At 66.4% G+C, this 12,505-nt stretch carries 12 protein-coding genes; 11 read left to right on the forward strand and 1 reads right to left on the reverse strand.

Annotated features, from left to right (window positions below; translation table 11 throughout):
- The first annotated feature begins 19 nt into the window (after positions 1-19).
- The 7 genes from upp to CEW83_RS05635 are packed head-to-tail and all read left to right on the forward strand — an operon-like array spanning position 20 to position 7,275.
- Positions 20-652, forward strand: coding sequence for a uracil phosphoribosyltransferase (gene upp / locus CEW83_RS05605; protein ID WP_108948461.1), 633 nt, complete (start codon positions 20-22; stop codon positions 650-652).
- Positions 649-1,353, forward strand: a complete 705-nt coding sequence (locus CEW83_RS05610) for a TetR/AcrR family transcriptional regulator (RefSeq protein ID WP_108948462.1) — start codon at positions 649-651, stop codon at positions 1,351-1,353. The genes upp and CEW83_RS05610 overlap by 4 nt, the downstream gene beginning before the upstream one ends.
- Positions 1,354-1,365: 12 nt before the next feature.
- Positions 1,366-2,361: a BMP family protein gene (locus CEW83_RS05615; protein WP_108948463.1), complete on the forward strand. Its 996-nt coding sequence runs from the start codon at positions 1,366-1,368 to the stop codon at positions 2,359-2,361.
- Positions 2,362-2,382: 21 nt separating this feature from the next.
- A complete protein-coding gene (locus tag CEW83_RS05620) occupies positions 2,383-3,939 on the forward strand; it encodes an ABC transporter ATP-binding protein (RefSeq protein WP_108948464.1) in 1,557 nt (518 codons plus the stop codon).
- Positions 3,929-4,996: an ABC transporter permease gene (locus CEW83_RS05625; protein WP_108948465.1), complete on the forward strand. Its 1,068-nt coding sequence runs from the start codon at positions 3,929-3,931 to the stop codon at positions 4,994-4,996. The genes CEW83_RS05620 and CEW83_RS05625 overlap by 11 nt, the downstream gene beginning before the upstream one ends.
- Positions 4,993-5,940, forward strand: a complete 948-nt coding sequence (locus tag CEW83_RS05630) for an ABC transporter permease (RefSeq protein WP_199915209.1) — start codon at positions 4,993-4,995, stop codon at positions 5,938-5,940. The genes CEW83_RS05625 and CEW83_RS05630 overlap by 4 nt, the downstream gene beginning before the upstream one ends.
- Positions 5,941-5,985: 45 nt before the next feature.
- Positions 5,986-7,275, forward strand: coding sequence for an amidohydrolase family protein (locus tag CEW83_RS05635; RefSeq protein WP_108948466.1), 1,290 nt, complete (start codon positions 5,986-5,988; stop codon positions 7,273-7,275).
- Here CEW83_RS05635 and CEW83_RS05640 read toward each other — a convergent pair.
- On the reverse strand, positions 7,263-8,462 hold the full coding sequence (locus CEW83_RS05640) for an aromatic amino acid transaminase (protein WP_108948467.1): 1,200 nt from the start codon (positions 8,460-8,462) through the stop codon (positions 7,263-7,265). The two genes, CEW83_RS05635 and CEW83_RS05640, sit on opposite strands and share 13 nt — an antisense overlap.
- A gap of 195 nt (positions 8,463-8,657) precedes the next feature.
- Between CEW83_RS05640 and CEW83_RS05645 the strand changes: the two genes are divergently transcribed.
- The 4 genes from CEW83_RS05645 (at position 8,658) to CEW83_RS05660 (ending at position 12,504) form a co-directional block, all read left to right on the forward strand.
- Positions 8,658-8,915, forward strand: coding sequence for a KTSC domain-containing protein (locus CEW83_RS05645; protein ID WP_108948468.1), 258 nt, complete (start codon positions 8,658-8,660; stop codon positions 8,913-8,915).
- 139 nt (positions 8,916-9,054) lie between these two features.
- On the forward strand, positions 9,055-10,407 hold the full coding sequence (locus CEW83_RS05650) for a DUF4062 domain-containing protein (protein ID WP_108948469.1): 1,353 nt from the start codon (positions 9,055-9,057) through the stop codon (positions 10,405-10,407).
- Between the two features lie 10 nt (positions 10,408-10,417).
- A complete protein-coding gene (locus CEW83_RS05655; RefSeq protein ID WP_108948470.1) occupies positions 10,418-11,359 on the forward strand; it encodes an AAA family ATPase in 942 nt (313 codons plus the stop codon).
- Between the two features lie 8 nt (positions 11,360-11,367).
- Positions 11,368-12,504: a VWA domain-containing protein gene (locus CEW83_RS05660; RefSeq protein WP_108948471.1), complete on the forward strand. Its 1,137-nt coding sequence runs from the start codon at positions 11,368-11,370 to the stop codon at positions 12,502-12,504.
- Position 12,505 lies beyond the last annotated feature (1 nt).

A 12,505-nucleotide genomic window follows, 5' to 3' on the forward strand; every position in this document is an offset into this window, starting at 1 on the left:
AGAGCAGACGGAGCGCCCCATGCACCCCAACGTCACCGAAATCGATCATCCGCTGATGAAACACAAGCTGACGATCCTGCGCAACGCCGAAACCACGACCGACAACTTCCGTCGTGTAGTGCGCGAGATCGCCGCCATGATGGCCTACGAGGTGACGCGAGACCTCGCCACCGAAATGGTCCCCATCACCACGCCGGTGGCGGATTGCGAAGCGCCCGTCATCAGCGGCAAGAAGCTGTGCCTGATCGCGATCATGCGTGCGGGCAACGGCATGATCGACGGCATGGTCGAGCTGCTGCCGGGCGCACGGGTCGGTCACATCGGTCTCTACCGCGACCCGGAAACGCTGGAAGCGGTGGAGTACTACTACAAGGTGCCGTCCGACATCGACGAGCGCCAGGTGATCGTCGTCGACCCGATGCTGGCGACCGGCAACTCCGCCAGCGCCGCACTGTCGCGGCTGAAGGAGGACGGTGTCAGCAGCATCAAGTTCGTGTGCCTGCTGGCCGCACCCGAAGGTCTGGAAACAATGGCACGCGAACATCCCGACGTGCCCATCCTGACCGCCTCGATCGACAGCCATCTGAACGAGCACGGCTACATCGTGCCCGGCCTCGGCGATGCGGGCGACCGCCTGTTCGGAACCCGATGAGAGCGCAGACCGCGACGACTGCTGATGACGCGGGGCGGCTGAAAGGCCGCATCCGTCGGCGCCAGGAAGGCGCGATGCTGAAGGCCGCCGAAAAGGTCTTTGCGCGCGCCGGCTTCCAGGGCGCAACCATGGCCGAAATCGCCGATCTCGCAGGCGTGCCCAAGGCGACGCTGCACTACTACTTCGGCTCCAAGGAAGAACTCTACCGGGCAGTGCTCGACAACATTCTCACCCTGTGGCTCGCCGAAACCGAAAGCATCACCGCCGACGCCGATCCGGCGACCGCACTGACCGCCTACGTGCGCGCCAAGATGCGCCTGAGCGCGCGCCGCCCCGACGCCTCGCGCGTGTTCGCCAACGAGATCGTGCATGGCGCGACCCATATCGGCGAATACCTGCGCACCGAACTGCGCAAGACGGTGGAAGCGCGCGCGGCGGTCATCGACCAGTGGGCGGCCGAAGGGCGGATTCTGCCCGTGGATGCCACCCATCTGTTCTTCACCATCTGGGCTGCCACGCAGACCTATGCCGACTTCGAGAGCCAGGTCTGCGCCGTCATCGGCAAGCCCCGTCTGTCGGCGTCCGACCATGAACGCGCATGTGCGCATGTGCTGACCGTCGTGCTGCGCACCTGCGGTCTGCCCTGCGCAGGCGATCACCTCCGCCAGGTTGCACCACCTCCCGCAAACACAACCCACTGAAAGGAAGTCAAGATGACCAATCGTATTCGCCGAACCCTGATTACATCGAGCCTCGCGCTGGCTGCCGCCGCAATGCTGCCGCTGTCGGTGATTGCCGCAGACAAGATCAAGGTTGCCGCGATCTACACCGTGCCCGTCGAACAGCAATGGGTGTCGCGCATCCACAAGGCGCTCAATGCGGCGCAGAGCCGCGGCGAGATCGAATACGTGTTCTCCGAGAACGTCACCAACGCCGACTACGAGCGAGTGATGCGCCAGTACGCCGAACAGGGCAAGGGCCTGATCGTGGGCGAGGCGTTTGCGGTTGAGGCCGCCGCGCGCAAGGTGGCACGCGACTATCCCAAGACTGCCTTCCTGCTCGGCTCCTCGGGCAAGCCGCAAGCACCGAACTTTTCGGTGTTTGACAACTACATCCAGGAACCGGCCTACCTCACCGGCATGATCGCCGCCGGCATGAGCAAGAGCGGCCAGATCGGCATGGTGGGTGGCTATCCGATCCCCGAGGTCAATCGCCTGATGCATGCTTTCATGGATGGCGCGCGCGAGATCAACCCCAAGGTGAAGTTCACCGTCAGCTTCATCGGCTCGTGGTTTGATCCCCCGAAGGCGAAGGAAGCCGCGTTTGCGATGATCGACAAGGGTGCGGACGTGATGTACGCCGAGCGCTTCGGTGTGTCCGACGCCGCCAAGGAGCGCGGCGTGCTGGCCATCGGCAACGTCATCGACACCCAGCCGCAGTACCCCGACACAGTGGTCGCCTCGGCACTGTGGAACATGGAGCCGACCATCGACACCGCACTCAAGATGGTCAAGGCCGGCACCTTCAAGGCCGAGGACTATGGCAAGTATTCGACGATGAAATTCGGCGGCAGCGAAATGGCCAAGCTGGGCACCTTCGAATCCAAGGTGCCGGCGGAGCTCGTCGCCAAGGTCAAGGCGAAGGAAAAAGCCATTCTTGACGGCAGCTTCACGGTCAAGGTCAATGACACCGAGCCGAAGTCCAACTAAGCAAACCGGGTATTCCGCACCATGAATGAAAGCCTGCCTGCCCTACGCCTGGCAAACATCACCAAGCGCTTCGGCAAGCTGGTGGCCAACGACGACATCTCGCTCGACCTCGGTACGGGCGAGGTGCTCGCCCTGCTCGGCGAGAACGGTGCCGGCAAGAGTACGCTGGTCAGCATTCTGTTCGGGCACTACGTGGCCGACGAAGGCCACATCGAAATCTTCGGCCAGCCACTGCCGCCGGGCAACCCCAAGGCCTCGCTCGCGGCCGGCGTGGGCATGGTGCATCAGCACTTCGCCCTTGCCGACAACCTCAGCGTGCTCGACAACGTGCTGCTCGGCACCGAGCCAATGTGGCTGCCTTTTTCGCGCAGGCGTGCCGCACGCGCCAGACTGATCGCCACCGCCGAACGCTTCGGCCTCGGCGTCGATCCCGATGCGCGCGTGGCGGCACTGTCCGTCGGCGAGCGGCAGCGGGTCGAGATCCTGAAAGCGCTGTATCGCGGCGCTCGCATCCTGATTCTCGACGAACCCACGGCGGTACTGACGCCGCAGGAAAGCGAATCGCTCTTCGCCACCCTCGCCACGCTGGTCTCCGAAGGGCTGTCGGTGATCTTCATCAGCCACAAGCTCGACGAAGTGCTGCGCGTTTCCGCGCGCGTGGCGGTGCTGCGTGGCGGCCGTCTGGTGAGCGTGCGCAACACCGAAGACACCTCCAAGACCGAACTTGCCGAGCTCATGGTCGGACGCAGCGTCACCCTGCCCACCCGTGAGCCACGTCCACACGGCGACATGGTGCTGAGCCTGTCCGGCGTGCATGCGGCACAGGGTGGCAAGACCCTGCTCGACGACCTCAGCCTGGTCGTTCGCGCCGGCGAGATCGTCGGCATTGCCGGCGTCTCCGGCAACGGACAGCAGGCGCTGGCCGATCTCCTGTGCGGCACGCTCGCGGCCGATCGCGGCGAGGTTTCCGTCAGCGGACAGACCATGCGGGCCAATCCGCGCGACTGGGTCGCGCGCCGCGTGGCGCGTATCCCGGAAGACCGCCATGCGGTCGGCGTGGTCGGCGATCTGCCGGTGTGGGAGAACGCGGTGTCCGAGCGCCTCCACCTGCCCGCCTTCTCGCGCGCTGGCATCGTGCGCGGCAAGACCGCCCGCGACTTCACCCGCACGCTGGTGGAGCAGTTCGACGTGCGCCTCTCGGGCATCGAAGTGCCCTCGCGGGTGCTGTCGGGGGGCAACATGCAGAAACTCATTCTCGGCCGGGCCCTGTCGGTGGCCGGAGACGGCGTCACCCCGACCCTGATCGTCGCCAACCAGCCCACCTGGGGCTTGGATATCGGCGCGGTCGCCTATGTTCATCGCTGCCTGCTCGACGCGGCGGCGGCGGGGGCTGCGGTGCTGGTCATTTCCGAAGATCTTGACGAACTGTTCGCCATTGCCGACCGCATCGCGGTGATGTTCAAGGGCCGCCTCGGCCCCGCATTGCCCGCCGAAGGCTGCAGCCGCGCGGCAATCGGTCTGGCCATGGCCGGAAGCGCCGCATCGAATACCGAAGGAGCCCCGCAGCATGCGGCTTGAATCACGCAGTGAATACTCACGGCGCGCCATGTTGCTCGCCCCGATTGTTGCCGTGCTCGTCACGCTGGGCGTCTGCGCACTGCTCGTGGCCTGGGCCGGCGCCCCGGTCGGGCAGACCTATGCCCTGCTCTTCGACGGCGCTTTCGGCTCGCGCTTTGCGTTCGCCGAAACCCTGACCCGCGCCACCCCGCTGATTCTCACCGGACTCGCCGCAGCGGTGGCGTTTCGTGCGCGCCTGTTCAACATCGGCGCCGAGGGCCAGCTCTACCTCGGCGCACTCGCAGCGGTCGCCGTGGGCGGCATGCACGGTGGCAGCACCTTCGATCTGCCTTTGCCGCTGCTGTCCGCGCTGATGATCGCTGCCGGCGCGGCGGCCGGTGCGCTGTGGCTGCTGGGGCCGGCGTGGATGAAGCTGAAACTGGGCGTGGATGAAGTCGTGACCACGCTGCTGCTCAACTTCGTCGCCCTGCTGCTGGTGTCGATGATGCTCGACGGGCCGATGAAGGATCCGCTCGCCATGGGCTGGCCGCAATCGGTGGCGCTCGACCCCGAACTCGAATTCAGCCGCCTGATCGAGCGCTCGCGGGTTCACACCGGATTGCTGATGGCCTTTGGCCTGGCAATCCTGATGTGGCTGATCGAACGCTTCACCACCTTCGGCTTTGCCCTGCGTGCGGTCGGCGCCAACAACCGCGCCGCCGCCTTTGCCGGCCTGCCGGTGGGGCGCACCGTGCTGTTGTGCGCCCTGCTGTCGGGCGCGCTGGCCGGCCTGGCCGGTGTCGGCGAAGTCGCCGGGCGCGCGAGCTATGTCACCACCGACATGTCGCCCGGCTACGGCTACGCCGGCATCGTCATCGCCATGCTCGCCGCTCTGCACCCGCTGGGCGTGCTGCTTGCGGCCCTCTTCGTCGCCGCAGTTCAGGTCGGTGCCGACAGCATGAGCCGGGTGGTGGGCGTGCCCAACTTCATCGCCGACGTGATCGTCGCCACGGCCCTGCTCACCATGCTGGTGGCCACCCTGCTCACTCGTTACCGCATCCGCTGGGGGCGCGCATGATGGATTTCCTGACCACCCTTTTCGACATGCTCGGCTCGGCCTCCTTCTGGGTCGCCACCCTGCGTGTGGCGACGCCGCTGATCCTCGGCACCCTCGGCGTGCTGATCTGCGAGCGCGCCGGCGTCCTCAACCTCGGCATTGAAGGCATCATGGTGGCCGGGGCCTTCACCGGCTGGCTCGCGGTGTTCAACGGCGCCGACCTGTGGACCGGCGTGCTGGTCGCGGGCCTCGTTGGCGGTGTGTTCGGACTGCTGCACGCGATACTCACCGTGTGGCTGACGGTATCGCAGCACGTCGCCGGCCTCGGCGTCACCCTGCTCGCCACCAGCCTGTCGGCCTTCGCCTACCGCGTCAGCTTTCCGCAGGTCAGCACACCGCCCACCATCGAAGCCTTCGCGCCGCTCGAAGGGCTGGCCGGCCTGCCGCTGATCGGGCCGGTGCTGGCGGGACAGACCGCGCTGACCCTGCTCGCCATCGTGCTGGTGCCCGCAATCGCCTACCTGCTGTACCGCACGCCAATGGGCCTGGCCCTGCGCATGGTCGGCGAGAACCCCGCCGCGGCCGAGGGCCAGGGCGTGGACGTGATCGCGGTGCGCACTGGCGCGGTCATCGCGGGCTCGATGCTGATGGGCTTGGCGGGCGCCTTTCTCACCCTGTCGGCGTTCAATGCCTTCTTCTTCAACATGATCAACGGCCGCGGCTGGATCTGCGTGGCGCTGGTGGTGTTCGCCTCGTGGCGGCCGGGCAAGGCCTTGCTTGGCGCGGTGCTGTTCGCCGCCTTCGACGCCGCACAGTTGCGTCTGCAGCAGGCTGGCGGTGCGCTGCCCTACCAGATCTACCTGATGCTGCCCTACCTGCTGTCCATCCTCGCCCTGATCGTGATGGCCCGCCGCGCCGCCTATCCGCAGGCGCTGATGAAGCCTTATCGCAAAGGTGAGCGCTGATCCGGCGCCAACCGACACCACTGCCAACCAGATACCGGGACTCCCATGCTCGACGTCATCATTCTCAACGCCTCGCTCCCCGATGGCCGCAGCCCGATCGATATCGGCATCCTCGACGGTCGCATCGTTGCGGTCGAACGCGCGCTGGTCGCCGACGCCCATGAAGTCATCGATGCCGCCGGGCAGCTCGTCAGCCCGCCTTTTGTCGATCCCCACTTCCACATGGATTCGACGCTCAGCTACGGACAGCCACGCGTCAATCAGTCCGGCACCCTGCTCGAAGGCATCGCGCTGTGGGGCGAGCTCAAGCCCCTGCTGACCCAGGATGCGATCATCGAACGCGCCATGGCCTACTGCGACTGGGCGGTCGCCAAGGGCCTGCTCGCCATCCGCTCGCACGTCGACGTCTGCGACCCGCGCCTGCTGGCGGTGGAAGCCCTGCTCGAAGTGAAGCGCCGTGTCGCGCCCTATCTCGACCTGCAACTGGTGGCCTTTCCGCAGGACGGTGTGCTGCGCGCACCCGGCGCGCTGGAAAACCTCACCCGCGCGCTCGACATGGGCGTGGAGGTGGTCGGTGGGATTCCGCACTTCGAGCGCACCATGGCCGACGGTGCCGAATCGGTGCGCATCCTGTGCGAACTCGCCGCCGAGCGCGGCCTGCGGGTCGACATGCACTGCGACGAGAGCGACGACCCCTTGTCGCGCCACATCGAAACGCTCGCCCAGCACACGCATCGCCTTGGCTTGCACGGCCGGGTCGCCGGCTCGCACCTGACCTCGATGCACTCGATGGACAACTACTATGTTTCCAAGCTGATCCCGCTGATCCGCGAAGCGGGCGTGGCCGCCATCGCCAACCCGCTGATCAACATCACGCTGCAGGGCCGCCACGACACCTATCCCAAGCGCCGCGGCATGACCCGCGTGCCCGAACTCCTTGCCGGCGGCGTGCCGGTCGCCTTTGGCCACGATTGCGTGATGGACCCCTGGTATGCGCTGGGCAGCGGCGACATGCTCGAGGTCGCAAGCATGGGCCTGCATGTGGCGCAGATGACCGGGCAGGCTGCAATGCGCCAGTGCTATTCAGCGGTCACCGATACCGCAGCGTCGATTCTCGGGCTGGAGGGCTATGGCATTGCGCCCGGCTGTCGCGCCGACCTCGTCATGCTGCAGGCGGCAGACCCGGTGGACGCCCTGCGCCTGCGTGCCACCCGGCTGATGGTGATGCGCGCCGGCCGCGTGATCGCCCGCACCCCGCCCGCCACCGCCAGCCTCTCGCTGCCGGAGCGGCCGCAGACGGTGGACTGGCGGCTGCGCGGCAATCAGGCTGGCTGAACAGCCGCAAATGCGGCAGCGACCTGCCTGACGTTGCCGGCGTTCAGACCGGCAACGCACATGCGCCCGCTCGCGATCAGGTACACGCCAAACTCTTCGCGCAGCCTGTCCACCTGCGCCGCACTGAAGCCGGTGTAGCTGAACATTCCGCGCTGCTGCAGCAGGTAGTCGAAATTGCGCGCGGGCAACGCCGTTTTCAGTTCAGCCACCAGCGTCCTGCGCATCTCGATGATGCGCAGACGCATGGCCTCAAGTTCGTCCAGCCACTGCTGCCTGAGCCCGGCATCGTTGAGCACCATGGCGACGACCTGCGCGCCAAAGTTCGGCGGGCTCGAATAGTTGCGGCGCACGGTCGCCTTCAGCTGGCCAAGCACACGGGTCGCTTCCTCGCTGCTCTCGCACACAACGGACAAGCCCCCCACGCGCTCGCCATACAGTGAAAAGATCTTGGAAAAGGAGTTGCACACAAGGCAGCTGACGCCAGCCGCGGCCATCGCGCGGATTGCGTAGGCATCTTCCGCGACGCCCTCGCCGAACCCCTGATAGGCGATGTCCATGAACGGGATCAGGTCGCGCGCCTTCACCACCTCGACCACCCGATCCCACTGCGCCGTGCTCAGATCCGAACCCGTCGGGTTATGGCAGCAGGGGTGGAGCAGCACGATGCTTTTGGGCGGCAACTGTGCAAACGTCGCGAGCATGCCCTCGATATCCACACCGAGCGTGGCAGCATCGAAATACGGATAGGTATGCACCTTGAAGCCGGCACCCGCGAGAATCGCAACGTGGTTATCCCAGGTCGGATCGCTGACCCACACCTCCGAACCCGGGAAGTAGCGCTTGAGGAAGTCGGCAGCAACCTTGAGCGCACCGGAACCGCCCACGGTCTGAATGGTGGCAACGCGCTGCTGTGCCAGCAAGGGGTTGTCCGCACCGAACAGCAGCTGCTGAACACCGCTGCGGTACGACTGCAGCCCCTCCATCGGCAAATAGACCGAAGCCACATGCGGCTGCGCGTTCAGTCGGCTTTCGGCCGCATCCACCGCGCCCAGCTGCGGAATGACACCGTGCCCGTCGTAATACAGCCCGATGCTCAGATTGACCTTCTGCGCTCGCGTGTCGGCCTTGAACGTCTCCATCAGGGACAGAATCGGGTCGCCGGCATAGGCATCGACATGTTGGAACACGGTGTATCACTCCTGGTGTGGTTGCTTCGGCAGCGGCGCGAGCGAAACGGCGCGATTGTCCGCCGCCCGCAAGAAGGGACGCATTATAAAAGACAATGCCATCAGCACCCGTGGGGATTGACTTGCAGCCATGAACCCGGCCGCTGCAGGCAGCCTTAGAATAGCGCTTCAACGTGCGTACAGCAGGAGCCAGCCATGGAAATGAAACGTATCAGCTCCGGGAAACTGCGGGCCGTCGGCTACGACGCCGGAACGCGCACCCTGAGGGTCGAACTCGATGACGGCAGCCTTGTCGATTACGCCGGCATCGGTGCCGAGCTGTGGCGGCGGCTGTCGAGCTCCGGTTCGGCATGGAGCTTCTATCGTGACAACATCGAAGAGGAGTTCGCCGGGCGCAGAGCCTTCGCTGACAGGGAGAAAAAGAGCAACCCGCTGGACGACCTGTTCAAGTAACTGCAAGCGGCATCCTGGTCCTCGCCCGCAAGCGCGCATCGCCCGATCCGGTCGGGTGCAACATGGCGGTGACGCGCCTTATCGCATATGGTGAACGTGCACCGTCCTGCCAACGCACACGGGAAGCGCACCGACTGCCATGCCGCCTGATGCCGACATTGCCGAGATTTCGACGATTTTCCTGAGCGCAACCGCAAAGGACTGCAAGGCATATCGGGAATCCGTTCGCGACTTCGTGCAGTCGAACCTTCCTGCCGCGAAGATTTACCTGCAGGAAGACTGGGCCGAGGGCGGCCACTTCGTCGTCGATGTGTGCAAGGCGCGGGTCATCGAAAGCGACGGTTACTTCGGCCTGTTCGGCTTTCGCTACGGATGGATTCCCCCCGGTTTCCAGTATTCGATCACCGAACTCGAATTCCGCTGGGCAGAAGCCAAGTGGGGCAAGGGCGAGGCCCCGGTCTTCATCCTTCTGCCCGAAGCCGGCAGCCCGGCGGAGGCGCACCTGCGCGAAGCCGCCAAGGCGCAGACCGAGCTCGAACCGCCCGACCTCGCCGCACTGGACGACGCCAATCAGACACGCTTCCTGCAGACCGTAAAGGCCTGGGCCGCGGACGGGCGCATCATGGTCTTCTACCGCGATCGGCTCGAACTGATGGGCAAGGCGCTCTCCAGCATTCAGAACTGGAACCTCACCTTGCTGCGCCAGGCGCTCGCAGGCCGCCGGCAGGCCAGCGGCGACATCCCCCTCGCAGAACTCGGTCGCATTGGGCGCGACGCCCAGCGCACCGCCCTGGTCGACGCGCTCGAGGACTTCCGCGCGAACAGGGGCGAGCGCGCAGCTGCGTTTCTCGTGCATGGGCCGGAGAACCACGGTCAGCGCGAATTCGCCGAGTTCCTGAACGCCTGGGACGACGAGTGGGAGGATGCCCAGCCCATCTGCGGCCAGCCCGCCGACACCGACAGCACCGACGCACTGATCCGCTGGACCTGCGGTCAGCTTGGCACCCCGATGATCGATCGCGCCGCCATTCCCGAACTGGCGCAGACGCTCGCTGCGCGCCTGCGCCGGGGGCCGGTCATCATCATCCTGCGCAGCATCGGGCACCGCCAGGAACGCCTCACGCGATTCATCGAAGGATTCTGGTGTCCGCTGCGCAAGGCCCTTGCCGCACAGGATTGCGGCGGAGGTCGCCTGTACTGGTTCCTGATCGACCATTGCCCCCTGCCGCAGCCCGCGCCTGAAGGCGTGACCGCCGCGGAGGCCGACGCTGGCACCGCCGACTACGACGACCTGCTCGCGCTGCCGGCGCTCGGCGACATCAGCGCGGGGCAGGTGCGGAAATGGCTGAAGGAACTCAGAAAGAGTGCGGGCATCACCCTCGACGAGCCGCGCCGCGATGAGATCGCCGCCCTTGCCACCACCCCTGACGGCAATCCATCCGACGTCTATAACCGGCTGACCCTGAACGGCTTCTGGGCCAGCGCAAGCTGAGGACAACATCATGGCGCGACCGTCCCGCTACAAGCAGTTCGCTGGCAACAAGTCGGCGTCCTATCTTGCCACCGCAGCAACGGCCGAGATCGTGAACCTGGCAGTCCGCCTCGGCCGCCCGATTCTGGTCGAAGGCGAGGCCGGTTGCGGCAAGACGCGACTGGCCAGCGCCATCGCGGAAGAACTCGGGCTGCTCGACCAGCTCACCGTGATGACGGTCAAGAGCACCAGCCAGGCGCGCGACCTGCTCTACCGTTTCGACGCGCTGCGGCGCCTGCAGGATGCCCAGGTCCCGGAGAACACCACGGCACGCAAGGTCTATCCCTATATCGACCTCGAGCCCCTCGGTCACGCAATCCGGGAAGGCAAGCCGGGGGTGGTGCTGATCGACGAGGTCGACAAGGCCGACATCGACTTTCCGAACGACCTGCTCGACGTGCTCGACCGCTTCGAGTTCGACATCGAAGACCTCCCCCGCAACGAGGACCAGGAGTGCCTCTCCGCGCGCGGCTTCGGGCGTCACGTCAGCGGACCACCCAAGGGCGTTCGCCCGATCGTGCTGATCACCAGCAACCGCGAGAAGCAGCTCCCCGAGCCCTTCCTGCGGCGCTGCCTCTATGTGCAGCTCGACTTTCCGACCGACAAGGCGATGCTGGCCGACATCGTTGCCAAGAACCTCAAGGCAAGGCTCGACGCCGTGAGCGACGAACTCACGGCTGGCGCGGTCGAGCGCTTCATGGAGATCCGCAAGCGCGGTCTCGAACTCGGCATGCAGAAGCTGCCGGCCACCAGCGAACTGGTGGACTGGGTCCGGGTGCTGCACTGGCAGGGTCGCAAGGCCGAAGAGATCTCGGCCGACAGACTGGGGACCAGCGACCAGGCCATCCTGTTCAAGATCCGGAACGACATCGAACGCTACCGCGCCCGTACCGTGGACGAAGCGGGCGACTGAACCCTGCCATGCGCGACACGCCGCCCCTGCCCCCGCTGCTTCACGGACTGTTTCGCGAACTGGTCGCGCGCGGCGTGCCCGTCGGCGTGCGCGACTACCTGGACGGCGTGCGGGCGCTGCGCGCGGGTTTCGGCCACGGCGACCGTCAATCCCTGCGCAAACTCGCCCTCGCCCTGTGGGCAAGGGATGAGGAAGAGCGACGCCTGATCGACCGCTGGTTTCTTGCGCTGCCACCTGCACCATCCGCAATCACGGGCGCGCTCGATGCATTCCTGATCGAACATGAACCGTCGCCGGCCGAACGGGCGCCAGCGCCCACCCCGCCCGGCTCCACACCCGCAGCAGCCGCTGGTCCGGCTCCCGCCACCGCCGCGCCGGACACGGCCGGCCCGGTGCAGGACGAAGCTGCTCCGCGTGTGCGCCTGGCCTTTGCCGGGCCGACCGACAGCGGCGGCCTGCCGGTTCCGCGCATGGACGGCGAGCCCCTGCTCGGCGAAGACTACGTGCTGCATCCGCACGCCATCATCAACGCCCGCGATCTGGCCGTGCTGTGGCGACGCTTCCGGCGCACCGTGCGCACCGGCCCGCGCACCGAGCTCGACCTCGATGCGACCCTGCGCGAGCGCTGCCACAAGGGTCTGATCCGGCAACCCGTGCTGCGCGCGCGCCGGCGCAACAACGTGCGCCTGCTGGTGCTCGCAGACGCCAGCGCCAGCATGGACCCGTGGCTCCCCTTCCTCGCCACGCTGAACGACGCCCTGCGCCTGGGGCGATTCGCCCGCGCCGAGATCCGCTACTTTTCCAACCTGCCGCGCCGGCAGTTGTTCCGTACGCGCGAGCTCACCGCACCCGAGCCGCGCGACGCGGTACTCGCACGCCACGCCGGAGCCGCGTTGCTGATCGTGAGCGATGCCGGCAGCGCACGCGGCTACCTTAACCGCCGCCGCGCCATGCAGACGCAGGACTTTCTCGACACCGCGGCGCGACATTTTTCCGCCTCGGTGTGGCTCAACCCCATGCCGCGCGCACGCTGGGCAAATACGACCGCAGCCCTGATCGCCGGCGCGCGCACACCCATGCTGCCACTCGACGCCGACCACCTGCTGCGCGCGATCGACATCCTGCGCGGCAACAAGCAGGCCTGAC

The sequence above is a fragment of the Parazoarcus communis genome (assembly GCF_003111645.1).
Classification (GTDB): domain Bacteria; phylum Pseudomonadota; class Gammaproteobacteria; order Burkholderiales; family Rhodocyclaceae; genus Parazoarcus; species Parazoarcus communis_A.

Coding starts and splice junctions, on each gene's coding strand:
- upp (WP_108948461.1), top strand. CDS start 20: ATGCACCCCAACGTCACCGAAATCGATCATCCGCTGATGAAACACAAG.
- CEW83_RS05610 (WP_108948462.1), top strand. CDS start 649: ATGAGAGCGCAGACCGCGACGACTGCTGATGACGCGGGGCGGCTGAAA.
- CEW83_RS05615 (WP_108948463.1), top strand. CDS start 1,366: ATGACCAATCGTATTCGCCGAACCCTGATTACATCGAGCCTCGCGCTG.
- CEW83_RS05620 (WP_108948464.1), top strand. CDS start 2,383: ATGAATGAAAGCCTGCCTGCCCTACGCCTGGCAAACATCACCAAGCGC.
- CEW83_RS05625 (WP_108948465.1), top strand. CDS start 3,929: ATGCGGCTTGAATCACGCAGTGAATACTCACGGCGCGCCATGTTGCTC.
- CEW83_RS05630 (WP_199915209.1), top strand. CDS start 4,993: ATGATGGATTTCCTGACCACCCTTTTCGACATGCTCGGCTCGGCCTCC.
- CEW83_RS05635 (WP_108948466.1), top strand. CDS start 5,986: ATGCTCGACGTCATCATTCTCAACGCCTCGCTCCCCGATGGCCGCAGC.
- CEW83_RS05645 (WP_108948468.1), top strand. CDS start 8,658: ATGGAAATGAAACGTATCAGCTCCGGGAAACTGCGGGCCGTCGGCTAC.
- CEW83_RS05650 (WP_108948469.1), top strand. CDS start 9,055: ATGCCGCCTGATGCCGACATTGCCGAGATTTCGACGATTTTCCTGAGC.
- CEW83_RS05655 (WP_108948470.1), top strand. CDS start 10,418: ATGGCGCGACCGTCCCGCTACAAGCAGTTCGCTGGCAACAAGTCGGCG.
- CEW83_RS05660 (WP_108948471.1), top strand. CDS start 11,368: ATGCGCGACACGCCGCCCCTGCCCCCGCTGCTTCACGGACTGTTTCGC.